At 44.3% G+C, this 19734-nt stretch carries 18 protein-coding genes and 2 tRNA genes; 3 read left to right on the forward strand and 17 right to left on the reverse strand.

The genetic code is table 11. The features are described from left to right. Window positions 1-55 precede the first annotated feature (55 nt). From rimI to ubiT, 4 genes are all read right to left on the reverse strand, one after another. Window positions 56-502 carry a ribosomal protein S18-alanine N-acetyltransferase gene (rimI, locus tag BSR11_RS16115; protein ID WP_072671355.1) on the reverse strand — a complete coding sequence of 149 codons (447 nt, stop codon included), beginning with the start codon at window positions 500-502 and terminating at the stop codon, window positions 56-58. Between the two features lie 3 nt (window positions 503-505). Continuing rightward, window positions 506-907, reverse strand: a complete 402-nt coding sequence (locus BSR11_RS16120; RefSeq protein WP_072671356.1) for a DNA polymerase III subunit psi — start codon at window positions 905-907, stop codon at window positions 506-508. 85 nt (window positions 908-992) lie between these two features. Further along, window positions 993-1514: a GNAT family N-acetyltransferase gene (locus BSR11_RS16125; protein ID WP_072671357.1), complete on the reverse strand. Its 522-nt coding sequence runs from the start codon at window positions 1512-1514 to the stop codon at window positions 993-995. Further along, entirely contained in the window at window positions 1498-2025 is a 528-nt protein-coding gene (gene ubiT / locus BSR11_RS16130; RefSeq protein WP_072671358.1) for a ubiquinone anaerobic biosynthesis accessory factor UbiT, read from the reverse strand. Before ubiT ends, BSR11_RS16125 begins: the two co-directional genes overlap by 17 nt. A gap of 204 nt (window positions 2026-2229) precedes the next feature. On the opposite strand from ubiT, the gene BSR11_RS16135 reads away from it, so the two are divergent. From BSR11_RS16135 to BSR11_RS16145, 3 genes are all read left to right on the forward strand, one after another. Beyond that, window positions 2230-4281: a bifunctional diguanylate cyclase/phosphodiesterase gene (locus BSR11_RS16135; protein WP_072671359.1), complete on the forward strand. Its 2052-nt coding sequence runs from the start codon at window positions 2230-2232 to the stop codon at window positions 4279-4281. A gap of 174 nt (window positions 4282-4455) precedes the next feature. Then, window positions 4456-5469 (forward strand): ubiquinone anaerobic biosynthesis protein UbiU, encoded by a 1014-nt coding sequence (gene ubiU / locus BSR11_RS16140; protein WP_072671360.1) that lies wholly within the window; start codon window positions 4456-4458, stop codon window positions 5467-5469. A gap of 13 nt (window positions 5470-5482) precedes the next feature. Then, window positions 5483-6361 carry a U32 family peptidase gene (locus BSR11_RS16145; protein ID WP_072671361.1) on the forward strand — a complete coding sequence of 293 codons (879 nt, stop codon included), beginning with the start codon at window positions 5483-5485 and terminating at the stop codon, window positions 6359-6361. A gap of 50 nt (window positions 6362-6411) precedes the next feature. On the opposite strand, the gene nlpI is transcribed toward BSR11_RS16145, so the two are convergent. From nlpI to folP, 13 genes are all read right to left on the reverse strand, one after another. After that, window positions 6412-7317 carry a lipoprotein NlpI gene (gene nlpI / locus BSR11_RS16150; protein WP_072671362.1) on the reverse strand — a complete coding sequence of 302 codons (906 nt, stop codon included), beginning with the start codon at window positions 7315-7317 and terminating at the stop codon, window positions 6412-6414. Window positions 7318-7434: 117 nt separating this feature from the next. Beyond that, on the reverse strand, window positions 7435-9570 hold the full coding sequence (pnp, locus tag BSR11_RS16155; protein WP_072671363.1) for a polyribonucleotide nucleotidyltransferase: 2136 nt from the start codon (window positions 9568-9570) through the stop codon (window positions 7435-7437). Window positions 9571-9853: 283 nt separating this feature from the next. Then, complete coding sequence (rpsO, locus tag BSR11_RS16160; protein WP_004394154.1) at window positions 9854-10123, reverse strand: 30S ribosomal protein S15; 270 nt, start codon at window positions 10121-10123, stop codon at window positions 9854-9856. Between the two features lie 126 nt (window positions 10124-10249). After that, window positions 10250-11188, reverse strand: a complete 939-nt coding sequence (gene truB / locus BSR11_RS16165) for a tRNA pseudouridine(55) synthase TruB (protein ID WP_072671364.1) — start codon at window positions 11186-11188, stop codon at window positions 10250-10252. Next, window positions 11188-11583, reverse strand: a complete 396-nt coding sequence (rbfA, locus tag BSR11_RS16170; protein ID WP_072671365.1) for a 30S ribosome-binding factor RbfA — start codon at window positions 11581-11583, stop codon at window positions 11188-11190. Before rbfA ends, truB begins: the two co-directional genes overlap by 1 nt. Before the next feature lie 96 nt (window positions 11584-11679). Continuing rightward, window positions 11680-14382: a translation initiation factor IF-2 gene (gene infB / locus BSR11_RS16175; protein WP_072671366.1), complete on the reverse strand. Its 2703-nt coding sequence runs from the start codon at window positions 14380-14382 to the stop codon at window positions 11680-11682. 22 nt (window positions 14383-14404) lie between these two features. Then, complete coding sequence (gene nusA, locus BSR11_RS16180) at window positions 14405-15892, reverse strand: transcription termination factor NusA (protein WP_072671367.1); 1488 nt, start codon at window positions 15890-15892, stop codon at window positions 14405-14407. A gap of 35 nt (window positions 15893-15927) precedes the next feature. Further along, window positions 15928-16383 (reverse strand): ribosome maturation factor RimP, encoded by a 456-nt coding sequence (gene rimP / locus BSR11_RS16185; RefSeq protein ID WP_072671368.1) that lies wholly within the window; start codon window positions 16381-16383, stop codon window positions 15928-15930. Between the two features lie 206 nt (window positions 16384-16589). Continuing rightward, window positions 16590-16666, reverse strand: a tRNA-Met gene (locus tag BSR11_RS16190). 55 nt (window positions 16667-16721) lie between these two features. Beyond that, window positions 16722-16805: transfer RNA gene (locus BSR11_RS16195), tRNA-Leu, on the reverse strand. Window positions 16806-16831: 26 nt separating this feature from the next. Beyond that, complete coding sequence (gene secG / locus BSR11_RS16200) at window positions 16832-17167, reverse strand: preprotein translocase subunit SecG (protein ID WP_072671369.1); 336 nt, start codon at window positions 17165-17167, stop codon at window positions 16832-16834. Window positions 17168-17420: 253 nt separating this feature from the next. Next, on the reverse strand, window positions 17421-18761 hold the full coding sequence (gene glmM, locus BSR11_RS16205; RefSeq protein ID WP_072671370.1) for a phosphoglucosamine mutase: 1341 nt from the start codon (window positions 18759-18761) through the stop codon (window positions 17421-17423). 9 nt (window positions 18762-18770) lie between these two features. Next, entirely contained in the window at window positions 18771-19607 is an 837-nt protein-coding gene (gene folP / locus BSR11_RS16210) for a dihydropteroate synthase (RefSeq protein ID WP_072671371.1), read from the reverse strand. Window positions 19608-19734: the final 127 nt, after the last annotated feature.

Consider the following 19734-nt stretch of genomic DNA (forward strand, 5'->3'; position numbering starts at 1 on the left):
ACAGATAAAAGAGAACCAGCGATACCAATAACGCCGTAGTGTCAGTTAGAGAGGATCACAAGAAAAAATAACTCATGATGATCGCATCTTCTTTACCCTGTTCGGTCGGATAATAATTAAAACGTCGATCAATCTCATTAAAACCTGCATCTTGATACAGCCGAAAAGCGCGTTGGTTACTCGCTCTCACTTCTAACCAAGCACTTTGTGCTTGCAAGCGCTCACCTTGCTGAATAAAGTCTTCAATTAATTGCTTACCGTAACCTTTACCCTGCTCACTTGGCGCAATCGCTAGATTAAGTAGGGTGATTTCACCGACAACATGCTGCGCATAATAGTAACCCAATAGCTGATCGTTAAGTAACATTGCTCGATGACACGCGCCACGGCTGGCTAAATCATCAATCATATTCTTTGACCAAGGATGAGAATGAGCCTGTTGTTCTATCGACCAAACTTGGCGCAAATGTTCAACAGAGAGAGGAACAAAGTAAATACTCATTGTTTATTGCGCTCCGTAAGAACAGATTTGTTGCCATAGTTCTCGTCGATGGTGCGTATTGCCTTCAACTTCACTTAATGCTGGCGTGTGTAATGCTTTTGCCGTTGTGACGGCACTTACTTGACAATCGACATACCATATCCATTGCAGATCATTGAGTTCCAATTGACACAGCTGGTGAGGATAGACATGCCTTGCTTGTGATAAGTTGAGCTGAAAGCTGTTTAATACTCGTTCTAACCAAACCAATTGTGCACCAGAAGGCAAGAGCGAACTAACCAGCAATAATCGGCACTGTTTATCGAGAGACTCTATCGGAGGTGAGTAGCCAGCCAATCGTTGTGGATGAATAAGCTGCCACTCTTGAATACCCATCGCCTGTAAATAGTGTTGCTGCTCAAACATGATGTTCTACTTCACGAAATTTATCTGCACATGCTAACAAATATCGACCATCAAGCCTATAGCGGAAGTATTGAGAGCTATCCTGTTACGTATCTAAATGCTTAAAGGCATCAGTAAACTCAGGGCAATACTCAATCAGCCCTTGGCGTTCAATAAACGCCTCCTCCCATAAAGCCACCACTTGAAAAGCAGAAGCGAGTTCAGGCCATGGGCAGGAGAAACCATACCGTTGCGCATCGTTAAAGCCAAAGCGTTGATAATAATTAGGATCCCCCAATACGACACAAGCAGGATAGCCCAGCTCACCGAGCGAACTTAATCCCTCATTCACCAGCATTGCACCGATACCTTGCTTGCGATGCTCTTTCGCCACCGCTAAGGGGGCTAAGCCTTGCCAATTAAGATCCTCACCATTAAGAGTGACAGGGCTAAACAGAGCGTAGCCGATAATTTCGCCTTGCTCATCACATGCCACTAACGATAGTGTTCGACGCCCATTCTCACGTAGCGCTGTGACCAAATTGGCTTCGCTATCGGTAGCAAATACCGCGCTTAATAATCGCTCAACAGCAAGAATATCCGCAGGAGCTTCAGTTCGAATAAGCATTCATTACCTCATTTTGTGTGTTTGGCATCTGCATGCCTTTATGCACAAAATCAGCCAACTGGTGAAGCAAAATTTGCAATCCCTGAGGTAATTGTTCAAGATCCACACTATCCATCAAGTTTTTAACGGCTAATCCTAGTTCGGTATCCCCTTCAATCGACAAACGCCTTTGAAAGAACAAGGTATCTGGATCTTCTTTGCGACCAGCAATCAAAATAAAATCATTCAAACATCCACTAAAACTGACATCTTCTTGGCAAGGGCAATCGGCGACGATTAACTGCGGATGTTGATAGCTAATAAACCAACGTAATGCGATATCATGTATTTCGATTTTAAGCCATTTTCCCTCCAGAAACTCAAAATCGCCATCAGCGAGCGCTTCTTGAAAAACCAACTTCAGCCCCTCTAACAAGGCTATTTTTTGTACTCGATGAGGCAATAAATGGACTGGAGATCGCAAAATTGATGGGGCATTTTGTACGAGTTGACGACGAATCTTGTTTATCACGCGTATTATCCGTTACCTTAAGAGACTGAGCACTATCATAATGGATGTTAAGCTCACAATACCTGTTATGCATCAAAAAATGGTTATCGATTAAGATGGCAATGACGCTTTTCAGCCAATGGAATCAAGGTTATAGTTGATGGATCTTTGATGAGTAATTCTTACCGTGAATAGTACATACTGTATAACATTGGTCATATTTTGATGGCCGTTCAAGATTTATCTTATTGGTTTGGCCATATTACCGCTTCTAATCCAGCGTTTGTGGCTATTTTAGATCGCCAGCATCACTATGTTTTGATCAATGAACGTTATGCCGAACTGAGTGGTTTAACCTGCTTTGAGCTAATCGGCATGAATGATAATGATACGTTCGGAGACGCTTTCTATCAGCAAATCAAACCTTATTATATCAATGCCTTTGCAGGACAAGCACAAGAGCTGACGCTAACACTCAATTCCCCGTCTGATATTGCCAGTCAATGGCACATCAGCATAACGCCTCTCATTCATCGGGCTGATCATCCTGATTATATTATTGTTCATGCCTTAGAAACCTCTGAGCAACAAAGGCTCCTGCGGTCACTGCAAGAATCCGAACTTAAGTTCAACGCACTCAGCACGCTACTCAATGAAGGGGTTTTATTAGTTGAGGAGGATTGCATACTGGCGGCTAATCCTTCTGCAGCTCGCTTATTTGGGTTCGATGAAAGCCATGATTTATTAGGCGAGTCGCTTTCCGCATTATTTAGCGATGGCACCAACCAAAGCAGTTTTAATCATACTTTGGTGCAACAGTTGCTGATTAACCCTATTCATTGTTTGACGCATGCTGATTACGGTCCGCCGAAAAGGGTTCAGTTAAGTGCAGTGAGAACCCCACTCTTCGGTAGCCATGCTCAGCTTGTCGTTATGGAAAATAGGGAAGATAAATCGCCGATATTACCTCTGTCATCCACTTGTCAAAGCGATGAGGGGTATATAGATACCTTAAGTGGCGTCTATACACGTTCCAGCTTTATCAAACGTCTTGATTATCTGATTGAACAACATACACCGTTGATCATGCTCTATCTAGACATTGATAACTTTAAAAATATTAATGATTCGTTAGGGCATCATATCGGCGACAACGTAATAAAAGAGGTCGCAATCCGTCTAAAGCGTTTGCTGCCCTCGCAAGCGATCCTCGGTCATTTGGGCGGAGATGAGTTTGCGCTCATCTTACCTTATCCTGAACATCGCCACAGCGGTAAAGATCTTGCAGAACGGATCATCAACTTAATTAATCAACCGTTTGATTTGCATCACTTTAGTAAACGCTTAGCGTGTTCTATTGGTAGCGTGGTTTACCCTGGCGATGGCCATAATGCCCGGGTATTACTGCAAAATGCTGATACCGCGATGTATGAAGCTAAAGAACGTGGCCGTAATCGTTTAGTACAATTTAATAATCAAATGAACAAAGAAGCGCGCATGCGCCTGTGGCTAGAAATTGAGCTACAAAAAGCCTTGCAACAAAATGGTTTGGAAGTCTGGTATCAACCCAAAGTCAACACGCGTGATTTTAGTATTAATGGTGCCGAGGCGTTAGTGCGTTGGAAGCATCCAATTGAAGGGTACATCAGTCCTGGTGCTTTTATTCCTGTTGCAGAAAAAGCGGGGTTAATCGAGCATCTGGGCAGAGTGGTGATTCGCGAAGTGTTTACAACCGTTAAGCGTTGGGAACAACAAAATCTACTTCCCGGCAATGTTGCAATCAATATCTCGCCGGAACAGTTTGCCAACCCACAATTAATCGATTACCTAACTAAGCTGCTTCGCCAAACCCAATTAAATCCTCGCTATATTACCTTTGAATTGACCGAAAGTGCGATCATGAGTGGGAGTGAACATACTCTACAAATGCTCAGTGCGATCAAAAAATTAGGCTTTAGCTTATCGATTGACGATTTTGGGACCGGTTACTCATCACTGGCGTACTTAGCTCGTTTTCCAATCGATGAATTAAAAATTGATCGATCATTTATCAGCGATATGGATACATTGCCCAAACAGATCACGGTGATCGAAAGCATTATTAAACTGGGTCAATCGCTCAACCTAACAGTGGTAGCAGAAGGCGTTGAAACTCAGCAGCAAGCGATACTGTTATCTAACCTCCATTGCCATACCATCCAAGGCTTTCATTTTTATCGCCCCCAACCTAAAGAAGAGGTCGAAGTTCTCTTTTCTCAACATCGCCGTAGTTACTAAAGCACTGCGTATTGTTATTCACTCTATCGATCCCTCCTATTGCTAGATCGGTGCTTTTCTTTACTACGAGTCTTCTAAAATAGCCATTGATTGCCTGAAACCTGCCTTATATCAATTCCCTAGCACAGAATAATTTTTACACTAACGCAAATTTCTTAAAGACAGTAATGAGCAATGGAACTACTATGCCCAGCGGGTAACTTACCAGCCCTTAAAACCGCCGTTGATTGTGGCGCCGATGCGGTCTATCTCGGCTTCAAAGATGAGACCAATGCCCGTCACTTCGCAGGACTCAATTTCAGTGGTAACAAACTCGATAAAGCGATCCAATATGCCCATGATCGGCGTAAAAAAGTTCATGTCGCTTTAAACACTTTTGCCCATCCTGAAGGATTTCAGCGCTGGACACAAGCCGTTGATAAAGCGGTAAATGCAGGTGTTGATGCTTTGATCATCGCTGATATAGCTTTATTAGATTATGCAACGCAACATTATCCAGAGATGGAATTACACCTTTCCGTACAAGCTTCGGCGACGAATGCGAAAGCGATCGAATACTATCAGCAGCAATTCAATATTAAGCGTGTTGTGCTACCTCGAGTGCTCTCCATTCATCAAGTAAAACAACTGTCTCGGACAATCCCTGCTGGCGTAGAGCTAGAAGTCTTCGCTTTTGGTAGCCTATGTATTATGTCCGAAGGCCGCTGTTATCTATCTTCTTACCTAACGGGAGAATCCCCTAATACTGTTGGCGCTTGCTCACCAGCCAAATATGTTCGCTGGCAAGAAACAGATAGTGGACTTGAGTCTCGCTTAAATAACGTTCTGATCGACCGCTATAAACACGGTGAAAATGCAGGCTATCCGACCTTATGCAAAGGACGCTTTATCAGTGATATCGCGGGTCAATCCAAGCATTATCACGCGCTTGAAGAACCGACAAGTTTAAACACACTGTCGATGTTGCCAGAATTGTTTGCCGCTAATGTCGCCTCAGTGAAGATTGAAGGACGACAACGCAGCCCTGCCTACGTTGAACAAGTCACCCGAACTTGGCGTGCAGCGATTGATAGCTATCTTGCTGCCCCGGAGCGTTATCAAGTTCGAACCGAGTGGGATAACTGTCTAGCTAATGTATCAGAAGGGAGACAAACCACGCTCGGTGCCTATCATCGACAGTGGCAATAATAGGATAATCATCATGAAATACGCTTTAGGTCCATTACTGTATTTTTGGCCCAAAACCGACGTCGAATCGTTTTATCAACAAGCTTGCTCTAGCTCAGCAGAAATCATTTATTTGGGGGAAACAGTATGTTCAAAACGTCGAGAAATAAAGGCTGCTGATTGGCTCGATATGGCGAAACAGCTTGCTGGAGAGGGAAAAGAGGTCGTTCTCTCAACCATGGCACTCTTAGAAGCGCCCAGTGAAATCAATCTGATGAAGAAGTATATTGATAACGGTGAATTTACTATTGAAGCAAATGACGTAGCCGCTATCCAACTCGCTTCTCAACAAGGCGTTCCCTTTGTCGTTGGTCCTGCCATCAACTGCTATAACGCTTATGTTCTCAAACAATTTCTACAACAAGGTATGATTCGCTGGTGTATGCCGGTTGAGTTGTCACGTGAGTGGTTAATCAATGTCTTGAATCAATGTGATGATTTAAATATTCGTGGCAAGTTTACCACAGAGGTATTTGCCCATGGATATTTACCACTCGCCTATTCGGCCCGCTGTTTCACTGCGCGCGCAGAAAACCTCGCTAAAGACGAATGTCAAACCTGTTGTATTCGCTATCCAACCGGTATTCAGGTCACTAGCCAGGAGGGACAAGCCGTCTTTAACCTCAATGGCATTCAAACTCAATCTGGCTATTGCTATAACTTAATCAATGAGCAAGCAGGCATGCAAGGATTCGTCGATGTCGTTCGTCTTAGTCCATTAGGGCAGGAGACTTTTTCACTTATCGATGCGTTTAGAGCCAATCAAAACGCCGAGCATCCTCAACCGTTAGACAACCATCAATGCAATGGTTATTGGCATCAATTACCAGGATTAGACGTTCATTATCAATAGTTCTCTAACGCCCAACTGATAAAAATTGGCTTGGGCGTTCGTAAATCGCGTTATTGTTCGACTCGCGCTTTGGCTAAATGAGCTTCTCGCAAATCATGATACATACGGCCTAATTCAATAAAGGCATAACGATGCTCAACATACTCATAGACATTAAAAGCAATCGCTAATTTATACAGCGAAATGGCTTGAGCGAAGTTATCTTCCATTTGATAACGTTTGCCAAGATAGAAGTAAGCTTCTGTGAGCTGCTGCGCCAATAAAGTATTATCACGAGTAGTGGTTAATAGTGCTTTAAATACTTGATCTTGAGGGATTTCATCCAACATAACACCAACCAATACCCATCCCCACTGCTCATCATGCTCTTGATAGCGGTTCAATAAATCATGCTTCGCTTGCTGTGGATTGACATCCGATTGAATAATGTAGAGCCATAAAGCGCGAAAAGGATCGCTCGGATCTTGCTGGTAATGAGCTTGAATATCTTGTAACGCCAGCTCTGGTCGGTCACCATAATACAGGGCGATAGCTCGATTTCTCAGGGCGTATTCATTACTCGGATCGAGCTCTAAAGTAGAGTCAAATGCTTCATAAGCAGCATCAAATTCACCGGCTTCGGTATAATAGACCCCAAGCAAATTAAAAATATCAGGTTGAGCTGGGTTTAAGGCTAATGACTGAGTAAAGTCTAATCGTGCTAAATCTCGCAATCCAAGATTATCGTAGCCATTACCACGTTCAAAAAACATTTTTGCCCGCAGTTCATCGTTCAAGTCAGTACGCTGTAATAATTGGCTTAAACGAGCGATTTGCACTTCCTGTTGAATTGTTGATTGCAAAGGAATCGCCATTGGTGGATAGACCCAGTGCGTTGCTTGAGAACCACCTTTTGAGGCGCATCCAGCCAATAACAAAACCATGACACTTACTAGAGCGCTTTGAAACCATTTCACAAATCAGTACTCCTGTGGTTCCCCTAATCAATAAAAAAGGGAGCGAATAGGCTCCCTTTATAACATGCTTTATAACGAAAAAGCGAAAACTGTTATTTCACTTGTTTCGCTGAGCAATTATTCTGCTGCAGGTGCAGCATTTTCTGCGCTGGCTTCTTCTGCTGGTTTCTCTACCGCTTCTTTCATGCTCAAACGAACACGACCCTGGCGGTCAATTTCCAACACTTTGACTTGTACTTCTTGGCCTTCAGCAAGGACATCTGATACTTTTTCAATACGCTTATCCGCGATTTGTGAAATATGTACTAGGCCATCTTTACCAGGTAGAATCGTCACAAAAGCACCAAAGTCAGCAAGACGAGCGACTTTACCCGTATAAATCTTACCGACTTCTACTTCAGCGGTAATTTGCATAATACGACGAATCGCTTCTTGTGCTTGCTCACCATCCGTTGCGGCAATTTTGATCGTACCGTCATCTTCGATTTCAATCGTTGTGCCCGTTTCTTCGGTCAACATACGAATCACCGCACCGCCTTTACCAATCACGTCTTTGATCTTTTCAGAGCTGATCTTCATGGTATGAATACGAGGCGCAAATTCTGAAATATCATCGCGAGCACCAGCAATCGCTTGATCCATAACCGAAAGAATGTGCAAACGAGCACCTTTCGCTTGGTTCAATGCAATCTGCATGATCTCTTTGGTGATACCTTCGATCTTAATATCCATTTGTAGTGCAGTCACACCGTTTGAAGTACCTGCTACTTTAAAGTCCATATCACCAAGATGGTCTTCATCACCCAAAATGTCAGACAAGACAACGAAGTTCTCGTCTTCTTTGACAAGTCCCATCGCGATACCAGCAACAGAAGCTTTAATCGGTACGCCAGCATCCATAAGAGCCAAAGATGAACCACATACTGAGGCCATTGATGATGAACCGTTTGATTCGGTGATCTCAGAAACAACGCGTACTGTGTACGGGAATTCATCCGCAGAAGGCATTACTGCTGCGATACCGCGCTTAGCCAAACGACCATGACCAATTTCACGACGTTTCGGTGAACCAACAAAACCTGTCTCACCAACACAGTAAGGAGGGAAGTTGTAATGCAACATAAAGTAATCTTTACGTTCACCCGTTAACTCATCAATGATTTGAGCATCACGTTGAGTACCTAGTGTCGCCGTAACTAACGCTTGCGTTTCACCACGAGTAAACAAAGAACTACCGTGAGTACGTGGTAATACACCAGTACGGACATCCAAAGCACGGATCATGTCTTTTTCACGACCATCAATGCGTTTTTCACCAGCGATGATGCGTCCACGAACGACTTGCTTTTCAAGTGCGCCTAGCAGCTTCTTGATTTTCATCACATCTTGCGAATCATCTTCAGCAAGAATGGCCGCAATCACATCAGCTTTGATCGCTGCAACTTTTTCGTAACGCGCCATTTTTTCGATGATTTGATACGCTTCCGTTAGACGAGCTTCAGCTAACTGAGCAATGGTCTCTTTTAATGCCGTATTTTCTTGTGGTGCAACCCATTCCCAAGCTGGAGTGGCAACTTCAGCCGCGAACTCGTTAATAGCATTGATCACCACTTGTTGTTGATCGTGACCATAAACCACTGCCGCCAACATCTCTTCTTCGCTAAGAATGTCTGCTTCGGACTCGACCATCAATACCGCACCTTCGGTTCCTGACACAACAAGGTCAAGACGAGATTGATCCAACTCTTTCGGGCTTGGGTTAAGAACTAATTGACCATTGATATGACCAACACGAGCTGCACCAATCGGGCCATTAAATGGCATACCAGAAATAGCGAGGGCTGCAGAGGTACCAATCATGGTAATGATGTCTGGCTGAACGTTCGGATTAACCGAAACCACGGTAGCAATCACTTGCACTTCATTTGTGAATGCATCAGGGAATAGAGGGCGAATTGGGCGGTCAATAAGACGAGCGATTAATGTTTCACTTTCTGAAGGGCGACCTTCACGTTTAAAGAAACCACCTGGGATTTTACCCGCAGCGTAAGTACGCTCTTGGTAGTTAACGGTAAGTGGGAAGAAATCTTGTCCTTCTACGGCATCTTTTTTACCAACCACAGAAACAAAAACGGCGGTATCATCCATCGTTGCCATTACAGCGGCTGTCGCTTGGCGAGCCATTACGCCGGTTTCTAACGTCACGGTATGATTACCGTATTGGAAAGTTTTCACTACTGGTTTTTCGAACATTAAGTTTTTCCTTTTCTAGGTAAGACCTAGATAAATTGAACAAGACTCAAAGCACTACCAATCGCGACTAGTAAAAAAAGACTCATGGGTCCTAATCTTTTTTTAATAGCCGCGACCTGCTGGTCGACTGGGGTGACTGTAATGCGATGAGAAATAACCGTGCCAACCATCAAAGTTGGACGGGGTGTAGTATAAACTACTTAGCTAGGGATATGCCAAATTTAGATAACAAAAAAGGGGCTAATGCCCCTTTTTTAAACAAACTGTACTATGCAGCCACTGATTAGCGACGTAGGCCTAGACGTTTGATAAGGTCTTGGTAGCGTCCTAGATCTTTACCTTTTAGGTAATCTAGAAGTTTACGACGACTTGAAACCATACGTAGCAGACCACGACGGCTGTGGTGATCGCCTTTGTGCGTTTTGAAGTGACCTTGTAGGTGGTTGATAGAAGCAGTTAGCAATGCTACTTGTACTTCTGGTGAACCAGTATCGCCTTCGGCACGTGCGTATTCAGCAACGATTGCTGCTTTAGTTTCTGCATTCAGAGACATCATTCTCTCCTAAAGAGTTAAGTTTATTATTGTGCCAGCCAATCTCTGATTCAGCCGACACGCGAGCGCGAATTATAGGGAATAACGAGCTGACACACAAGCGCAAACTCACTCAACCTGAATCGATTATTGCGGATAAACCACTAAACGTTTCGGCGCCACTTTGCCATCTTGATCAATCTGCCCGACCCCAAGAAAACGCCGTTGTGCTCCTTCGGTCATTCTAACCAGACCTTCAGTGGGAGCGCCGAAAACTTGTACCGCTTGTCCATGTTGAATCATATTTGCCAACTCAGAGATAACATTAACCTCAGGCAAATCTTGCACGGCGGTATCCATCGGCAGCAGTAGTTCATCCAGCCGCTGATACTTGTCGCTCTCTTCGCCCTGCGCTTGTTCAACCAAGGCATTCAATTGCTCTAAAGTCACCATGTTTTGATAGGGGTAATTCGCCACCCCAATACGACGCAACATAGTAACATGCGCACCACAACCGAGCATTTCACCCAAATCATCGACAATCGTTCGAATGTAAGTTCCTTTCGAGCAGTGAACCTCCATCTCTACTTCATCGCCTTCAAAACGATGTAAGGTGATTTCATAGACATTGATTTTTCGAGCTTCACGGGCAACTTCAATCCCTTGGCGTGCATACTCATAAAGTGGTTTACCTTGATGTTTTAATGCCGAAAACATCGAAGGAACTTGCCAAGTTTGCCCCTGAAAAGAAGCAATATGAGTCAGTAATGTTTCACGCTGTACGTTGACCGGACGAGTTTCCACGACTTGACCATCTGAATCTGAGGTATCGGTGCGCTGACCTAATTTAGCAATCACGCGATAACGCTTATCTGAATCGAGTAAAAACTGAGAAAACTTGGTCGCCTCCCCCAAACAAATTGGTAACATCCCTGTCGCTAATGGATCAAGCGCACCAGTATGTCCTGCTTTTTCAGCAAAATAGAGGCGTTTCACTTTCTGTAATATATCGTTCGATGAGATACCAGTGGTTTTATCGAGTAGTAAGACGCCGTTAATCGCACGGCCTTTACGACGTCGTGCCATTACTCTTCGTCCTCTCGACCTGCATCTTGTTGACGACGTTTATCTTGATTGACCACTTCAGTCACTAAGTTAGACATCCGCATCCCTTCCACTAGCGTGTTGTCATAATGGAAGCGAATTTCTGGTGTTAAACGTAAACGAATTCGCTTACCAAGCATCATACGAATATGTACTTCATGTTCACGCAGCGCCTTGAGACAAGACTCTGGCGTTTGTTCACCGATGCAAAGGAAGGTCACAAATACTTTCGCATACGCTAGGTCTCTTGATACTTCCACATCGGATATGGTGACCATTCCTAAACGTGAATCACGAACTTCACGTTGTAAAATCATCGCTAATTCTTTTTGTAATTGCTGAGCCACTCGCTGAGTACGGCTAAATTCTTTTGGCATATTTTTTCTCACTAATAGAAAGAATGGGGGGATGGTTTCCCAGCCCCCCATGGTGTATTCAACAACCTAACATTACCGTAAATGCAATTTTAGTTGCTAGTCGATGGTACGCTGGATCTCAACGGTTTCAAAGACTTCGATCTGGTCACCCACACGTACGTCGTTGTAGTTTTTAACGCCGATACCACATTCGTAACCATTCTTAACTTCAGACACATCATCTTTGAAACGACGTAGTGACTCAAGTTCGCCTTCGTAAATAACAACGTTATCACGTAGAACGCGAATTGGACTATTACGCTTAATGGTGCCTTCCGTTACCATACAACCCGCAATTGCACCCAGTTTAGGTGATTTAAAGACATCACGTACTTGGGCAAGACCAATGATCTCTTGCTTAAATTCAGGTGCAAGCATACCGCTCATGGCTTGCTTCACTTCGTCGATCAATTGGTAAATGATCGAGTAGTAACGTAGATCGATATTTTCATCTTCAATCGTACGACGAGCAGAAGCATCCGCACGGACGTTAAAGCCAACGACGATAGCGTTCGACGCTGCTGCTAATACAGCATCAGTCTCCGTGATACCACCAACACCAGAACCAACAATGTTCACTTTAACTTCATCGGTTGATAGTTTTTTCAGTGATTCGGCGATCGCTTCTACAGAACCTTGTACGTCAGCTTTCAGTACCACGTTCAACTCAGCGACATCACCAGCCGTCATATTCGAGAACATATTCTCAAGTTTAGACTTCTGTTGACGAGCCAGTTTAACATCACGGAATTTACCTTGACGATAGTTGGCCACTTCACGAGCCTTACGCTCATCACGAACCACTGTAGCTTCATCACCCGCAGAAGGAACGCCTGATAAACCAAGGATCTCGACTGGAATAGAAGGGCCAGCATGTTCAATTTCGTTACCCACTTCATCACGCATCGCACGTACACGGCCATATTCCTGACCACATAAAACGATGTCACCTTTATTCAAGGTACCCGACTGAACCAAGACGGTGGCAACTGGACCACGGCCTTTATCTAGACGAGATTCAATCACGACGCCTGACGCCATACCTTCTTTCACTGCTTTCAACTCAAGGACTTCCGCTTGCAGAAGAATCGCTTCGAGTAAGCCATCAATATTGGTACCTTGTTTAGCTGAGATATGGACGAACATGTTTTCGCCGCCCCACTCTTCAGGCATGATATCGTACTGAGCCAGCTCATTTTTTACGTTATCTGGATTAGCCGCTTCTTTATCGATTTTGTTGACCGCAACGATAAGAGGAACACCCGCTGCTTTAGCATGCTGGATCGCTTCTACGGTTTGTGGCATAACACCATCATCTGCAGCAACAACCAACACAACGATATCTGTCGCTTTAGCACCACGAGCACGCATTGAAGTAAACGCAGCGTGTCCCGGAGTATCAAGGAAGGTAATCATACCGTTAGGGGTTTCTACGTGGTAAGCACCAATGTGCTGGGTGATACCACCCGCTTCTGCATCGGCCACGTGAGTACGACGAATGTAGTCAAGCGTTGACGTTTTACCATGGTCAACGTGACCCATAATCGTTACCACAGGAGCGCGTGAAACGAGTTCAAACTTATTATCACGATCAGAAAGAATCGCTTCTTCTAGCTCATTTTCTTTACGTAGAATAACTTTATGCCCCATCTCTTCTGCCACTAATTGAGCCGTTTCTTGGTCAATCACTTGGTTGATGGTAGCCATAGCGCCCATTTTCATCATCACTTTGATGACTTCAGTGGCTTTTACCGACATCTTATTGGCCAGCTCAGAAATCACGATGGTTTCACCAATCACAACGTCTGATTTAGCAACAACCGCGCTCTTATCGAAGCCATGTTGCATTGATGTCGGTTTATTAATACGACCTTTACGTCCCGCTTTACCGCCACGAGTACGTGAACCACGCTCTTGTTTATCATCACGCGAGGATAATTTCGTCTTCTTCAGTTTGGCTGCACGACGAGCGCCTTCTTCACGACGGTCTGCTTCATCTTCCGCCTCACGTGCATGAGTTGAGGTGGTTAGATGGTAATCGGTATCTTCTTGCATATTGCCTTTTTTCTCTTCTTCAGCAGACCAGCGATCTTTATTTTTTTCGGCCAATTCACGTGCAATCTCTAGTTGACGCTTACTTTCCTCTTCAATTTTACGCTGAGCCTCTTCTTCTTGGCGGCGTTTTAATTGTTCGGCCTCTTTTCGTGCTGCTTCTTGCTTTGATTTATCTTGTGCAGAACGCTCACGTTTTGCTTGATTGACTTCAACCGGTACATCACGTTGAGCTTCTTCGGCTTCACGCTTCGCCTTCTCTTCGGCTTCACGCTTCGCTTTCTCTTGCGCTTCACGTGCAGCCTTTTCTTCAGCCTCACGTTTCAATGCTGCTTCCGCTTCACGTTTGGCTTTTTCTTCTGCTTCACGTTGCGCTGCTTCTTCAGCTTCACGTTTAGCATCATCCTCAATTACACTGCGCTTAACATACGTCCGTTTTTTGCGCACTTCAACCTGAACATTCTTACTTTTACCACCACCGGCATTCACACTCAATGTGCTGCGGGTTTTACGCTGGAGGGTTAAACGAGTCGGCTCAGAACCTTCACCATGTTCTTTACGCAAATGAGTAAGAAGTTTTTGTTTCTCTTCTTCACTTACATGATCTGAACCCGCTTTTTCCATACCTGCATCAGCAAGCTGTTCTAATAAGCGGTCAACTGGCGTACCAATTTCTTCACTCAGTGCTTTAACTGTAAGTTGTGTCATGCCGCTTCCTCCCCTGCTGAAACTATGCGTCTTCGCCAAACCAACAAATATTGCGAGCCGCCATAATTAGTTCGCCCGCACGCTCTCCGGTTAGGCCTTCAATACCTTCAAGATCGTCGATGCCTTGGTCAGCGAGATCTTCCAGAGTAGCTACTCCTTTCGCTGCCAATTTGAATGCCATATCACGCTCTAAGCCAGCTAAACCAAGCAGATCTTCTGCTGGCTCAAGTCCTTCAAATGACTCTTCTTGCGTTAGGGCAATTGTCGTTAATGCGTCCTTAGCACGAGCGCGTATTTCTTCAATGATCTCTTCATTCAGACCATCAATTTCAAGCAACTCGCTCACTGGGACATAAGCTATCTCTTCTAATGTAGAGAAACCTTCTTCTACTAACATCTCGGCAAAATCTTGCTCAATATCGAGGTACTTCATAAATTTCTCGATAGAGGCTGTTGATTCTTCTTGATGCTTTTTCTGTAAATCTGCAACCGTCATCACGTTGAGCTCCCAACCAGTAAGTTGAGAAGCTAAGCGGACGTTTTGACCATTGCGACCAATCGCTTGAGCTAAATTATCGGCTTCAACCGCAATATCCATTGAGTGGGCGTCTTCATCAACAATGATCGAAGCCACATCAGCAGGAGCCATCGCATTGATAACGAACTGAGCAGGGTTATCATCCCACAGCACGATATCGATACGCTCACCACCTAGTTCACTAGAAACCGCTTGTACACGCGCGCCGCGCATACCAACGCAAGCACCGACAGGGTCGATACGCTTATCATTGCTTTTCACCGCAATTTTAGCGCGCGAGCCAGGATCACGAGCAGCACCTTTTAGCTCGATCATCTCTTCGCCAATTTCTGGAACTTCAACGCGGAAAAGTTCAGCAAGCATTTCCGGTTTAGATCGCGTAATAAACAGTTGGAAACCACGAGCTTCGGGAGCCACTTTGAAAAGCAAGCCACGCACTCGGTCACCTGAACGGAAGTTTTCACGTGGTAATTGATCTTCACGTAAAATCACCGCTTCAGCGTTGTTGCCCAAATCAACAATCACGCTATCACGATTCACTTTTTTGACGACACCAGTAACAAGCTCACCTTCGTTATCAATAAATTGTTCAACGATTTGAGCGCGCTCTGCTTCACGTACTTTCTGTACAATCACTTGCTTAGCGGTTTGAGTGGTAATGCGATCAAAGGTTACTGACTCAATTTGGTCTTCAATGTAATCACCCAACTGAACCGTTTCATCATCATAATTTGCCGCATCAAACGAGATTTCTTTGGTTGGATGCTCAACATTTTCAACCACTAACCAACGACGGAAAGTTTCAAACTCACCGGTTTTACGATCAATGGCCACACGAACCTCAATTTCCATTTCGTGTTTTTTCTTGGTCGAAGTCGCCAAAGCTGTCTCTAACGCTTCAAAAATACGTTCACGAGGTACTGCTTTCTCATTAGAAACCGCCTCAACGACCGCTAAAATTTCTTTACTCATTGTTATAGCCTCTTAAGCTCTATTCTCTAGGAGAACTAAAATTTAGGGATCAGGTTAGCTTTGGCAATATTACTCAGGGCGAAATATTCTTCTTGCCCGTCGGTAATAACAGTGACTGTCTCGCCTTCAACCGCATGGATAATACCTTTCCACTTACGGCGATTAGCAACAGCCATTTTCAAGACAATGCTGACCTCGTGACCTATAAACTGCTCGTAATGTGCTGCTTTAAAGAGTGGTCTTTCCAAACCTGGGGAGGACACTTCTAGGTTGTAAGCAACAGTAATTGGGTCTTCAACATCCAGTACCGCACTGACTTGGTGACTCACTTCAGCACAAGCATCAACCGTGATACCATTCTCATGATCAATATAAATACGCAGTGTTGAATGTTCACCAGCACGTACAAATTCTAATCCAACTAACTCATAACCTGCAGCTGCAACTGGTGCTTCAAGCATTTCAGTAAGTTGTCTCTCTAAACCAGTCATTTAAACCACTCCAGAAACAAAAAAAGGGCATAGAGCCCAATTTAAATTCCAAGCAAGCACCTGAAATTTTCATGATGAAATTCAGATAACAAAAAACCCCGAAAGTCGGGTTTTTTTGTTGCTGGACCCTGATAAATTGAGAAATTATTCTCAACTGCAGTGAGGTTAACACTGCCAAACTTGCACCAATTTACCAGACAGGTAAATGGTTGCGGGGGCCGGATTTGAACCGACGACCTTCGGGTTATGAGCCCGACGAGCTACCAAGCTGCTCCACCCCGCGTCCGACTTGTAAGCAATTATACTCGCTACAAGGTGATTTACAAGTTTGTAAATAATGGTGCCGAGAGAGGGACTCGAACCCTCACACCATAGGCGCTAGCACCTCATGCTAGTGTGTCTACCAATTTCACCATCTCGGCATAACCTGACTTATCTTAAGATAAGCTTAGCGAGGAATCTCGTCGCCTTTAGGGGCTGGAATATCACTCACTGAATTATCAGCTTGCTCGACCACATGACCTTGTAACGGGTCAACCCATTGTGATTCGGTTTTGTGTGTAGACATGTTGCCTAACACCAAGCTAATAACAAAAAATGCGGTTGCAAAAATTGCAGTCATTCGGGTTAAAAAGTTACCTGAGCCACCAGCACCAAACACTGTGTTTGAAGCGCCAGCACCGAATGAGGCTCCCATATCTGCGCCTTTACCTTGTTGAATCAACACTAGGCCAATAATACCAACCGCTGCCAACAGGTAAATCACAAGTAGAACTGTAAACATTGCTTCCACCTATGTTCCAAATTGTTGAGCCAGCGCCGTTCAATCATGCGACTTAAACAAGGCTAGCGACCTCCTCATCGAGGGCGGACGCAATACTAACGAATGCCCGTTTCGCTGACAAGCGGTATTTAACAAAAAAGTCTTTTTTATCAATCAAACGGTCAAAAAAGGCTCAACAATCGATATTAATAACTCTATTTTCTCTATTCATTAACATTTATCGCAATTAGAAATAGAGAAATACGTAAAAAACTTAGCAACTGGCTTTAACTGCGGCGGCAATATCTAATGCTGAAGTTTGCACTAACTGAGCATCTTCACCTTCAACCATCACTCGAATAAGAGGTTCAGTACCCGACGCACGTAACAATACCCGCCCTTTATCACCGAGCTTAGCCTCAACCTGTTTTACCGCGCTTAGTACCGCTGGTGACTCAAGTGGTTTAGTTTGCCCACTAAAGCGAACATTTTCTAGCACTTGCGGATAGAGTGTCATACCTTGCGATAATTCATGTAAAGACAAATCACTATCAATCACAGAGGCCAATACTTGTAAAGCCGCGACAATCGCATCTCCAGTCGTAACTTTATCAAGCAAAATAACATGCCCTGAATTTTCAGCACCAATTTTCCACCCTTTTTCGAGCAGCTTTTCCATTACATAGCGATCACCGACGGCTGCGCGGACAAATGGAATACCTAACTGTTTCAAGCCATTTTCCATGCCTAAATTCGTCATCAGTGTACCAACCACCCCACCTTTCAATTCACCTCGGCGCAAAGCATCTCGAGCGATGATATAAGCAATCTGATCACCATCGATTTTATGACCTAAATGGTCCACCATGATGATTCGGTCACCATCACCATCAAAAGCCAGTCCCAAATCAGCCTGCTCAGCAACCACTTTTTGTTGCAATGCACGAACATCGGTCGCCCCAACCTGATCGTTAATATTTAAACCATTTGGCTCAGTACCGATCGAAATCACTTCTGCACCCAGTTCTTTAAAAACATTAGGCGCGATATGATAAGTCGCGCCATGGGCACAATCGACGACGATTTTTAAACCAGCGAGACTTAAAGCAGAAGGAAAGGTACTTTTACAAAATTCGATATAACGACCAGCAGCATCAACCAAACGAGTCGCTTTCCCCAATTCTGCGGACTCAACGCATTCAATGGGTTTATCCAATTCGGCTTCGATAGCCAGTTCCAATTCATCAGGTAATTTCGTACCGGCGGAAGAGAAAAATTTTATGCCATTGTCATAATAAGGGTTGTGCGACGCAGAAATCACAATCCCCGCTTCGGCGCGAAAAGTTTGGGTAAGATAAGCAACAGCAGGGGTCGGCATTGGCCCTGTGAAAATCGCTTTTAGCCCAGCAGCAGCCAGCCCGGCTTCTAATGCTGACTCTAGCATGTAACCTGAAATTCGCGTGTCTTTACCGATAATCACTTTTTTGGTGCCTTGCTGAGCCAAAACACGCCCTGCAGCCCAACCCAGTTTTAAAACAAAATCAGGCGTGATTGGATATTCACCAACTCGGCCTCGAATGCCATCAGTGCCAAAATAACGTCTAGTATTAGACATAATGATTCCTTAATGTTTATGGCGGTGCATCATTTGTATGATCGCCAATGCTTCTATAGTTTGTTCAACATCATGTACACGAAGAATGTGCGCACCTTTTAAAGCCGCTAATGTTGCGCTCGTTACGCTTGCCACCATGCATTGTGCTGGTTCTTTATTTAGTGGCTTAAACAACATTGACTTACGAGACATTCCTGCTAGTAAAGGCAAACCAAAATGATGAAATACCTCTAAATTCGCGAGCAGATGATAATTGTGTTCAAGCGATTTACCAAAACCAAAACCAGGGTCCAGAATAATATTCTGCCGCTGGATCCCCGCTTTCTCGCATGCGGCGATACGTTCGGCTAAAAATCCATCCACCTCTTTTAGAATATCATCATACTCAGGAGCGATTTGCATCGTTCTTGGCTGGCCTTTCATATGCATAATACACACTGGCACTTGAGCATCGGCGGCAGCTTGCAAAGCCCCCGGCTCTTGTAACGCTCGTACATCATTAATTAAGTCAGCGCCTGCCTGTACCGCCTGACGCATAACCTCAGGTTTACTAGTATCAATCGATATCCAAATATCAGGATAATACTGGCGAATGGCCTGAATCACGGGAATGACTCGCTCAAGCTCTTCGCTGAGCGATACCTCTGGCGCACCGGGACGAGTCGACTCACCACCAATATCAATGATATTAACTCCGGCATCAATCATCTGCTTTGCTCGATAAAACGCACGTTGCACAGTAGTATATTGACCACCATCAGAAAAAGAATCCGGAGTCGTATTCAGTATTCCCATCACTTGAGGCTGGTCAAGCTTCAACTGTTTAGATGTGGTTTGAATTTTCATAAGCCTCTGAATATAGAATGGATTAATAAAGAATACGTTACCTCCATCCCTTGCTAACCTCAAGAATTATACCAAGCAATAAATAATTTATTGCTTACGTTATCAAACCTAAAACACCTTCACCAAC

The sequence above is a fragment of the Vibrio injensis genome (assembly GCF_001895205.1).
In the GTDB taxonomy this organism is placed as follows: domain Bacteria; phylum Pseudomonadota; class Gammaproteobacteria; order Enterobacterales; family Vibrionaceae; genus Vibrio; species Vibrio injensis.

Bases quoted from the DNA above. Each gene is read 5' to 3' on its own strand.
- pnp (WP_072671363.1), bottom strand. From the start codon at position 9,570: ATGTTCGAAAAACCAGTAGTGAAAACTTTCCAATACGGTAATCATACC.
- BSR11_RS16125 (WP_072671357.1), bottom strand. From the start codon at position 1,514: ATGCTTATTCGAACTGAAGCTCCTGCGGATATTCTTGCTGTTGAGCGA.
- BSR11_RS16145 (WP_072671361.1), top strand. From the start codon at position 5,483: ATGAAATACGCTTTAGGTCCATTACTGTATTTTTGGCCCAAAACCGAC.
- BSR11_RS16120 (WP_072671356.1), bottom strand. From the start codon at position 907: ATGTTTGAGCAGCAACACTATTTACAGGCGATGGGTATTCAAGAGTGG.
- rimI (WP_072671355.1), bottom strand. From the start codon at position 502: ATGAGTATTTACTTTGTTCCTCTCTCTGTTGAACATTTGCGCCAAGTT.
- truB (WP_072671364.1), bottom strand. From the start codon at position 11,188: ATGGCACGACGTCGTAAAGGCCGTGCGATTAACGGCGTCTTACTACTC.
- secG (WP_072671369.1), bottom strand. From the start codon at position 17,167: ATGTTTACAGTTCTACTTGTGATTTACCTGTTGGCAGCGGTTGGTATT.
- rpsO (WP_004394154.1), bottom strand. From the start codon at position 10,123: ATGTCTCTGAATGCAGAAACTAAAGCAGCAATCGTTGCTGAATACGCA.
- folP (WP_072671371.1), bottom strand. From the start codon at position 19,607: ATGAAAATTCAAACCACATCTAAACAGTTGAAGCTTGACCAGCCTCAA.
- ubiU (WP_072671360.1), top strand. From the start codon at position 4,456: ATGGAACTACTATGCCCAGCGGGTAACTTACCAGCCCTTAAAACCGCC.
- glmM (WP_072671370.1), bottom strand. From the start codon at position 18,761: ATGTCTAATACTAGACGTTATTTTGGCACTGATGGCATTCGAGGCCGA.
- nusA (WP_072671367.1), bottom strand. From the start codon at position 15,892: ATGAGTAAAGAAATTTTAGCGGTCGTTGAGGCGGTTTCTAATGAGAAA.
- infB (WP_072671366.1), bottom strand. From the start codon at position 14,382: ATGACACAACTTACAGTTAAAGCACTGAGTGAAGAAATTGGTACGCCA.
- BSR11_RS16135 (WP_072671359.1), top strand. From the start codon at position 2,230: ATGGCCGTTCAAGATTTATCTTATTGGTTTGGCCATATTACCGCTTCT.
- rimP (WP_072671368.1), bottom strand. From the start codon at position 16,383: ATGACTGGTTTAGAGAGACAACTTACTGAAATGCTTGAAGCACCAGTT.
- rbfA (WP_072671365.1), bottom strand. From the start codon at position 11,583: ATGCCAAAAGAATTTAGCCGTACTCAGCGAGTGGCTCAGCAATTACAA.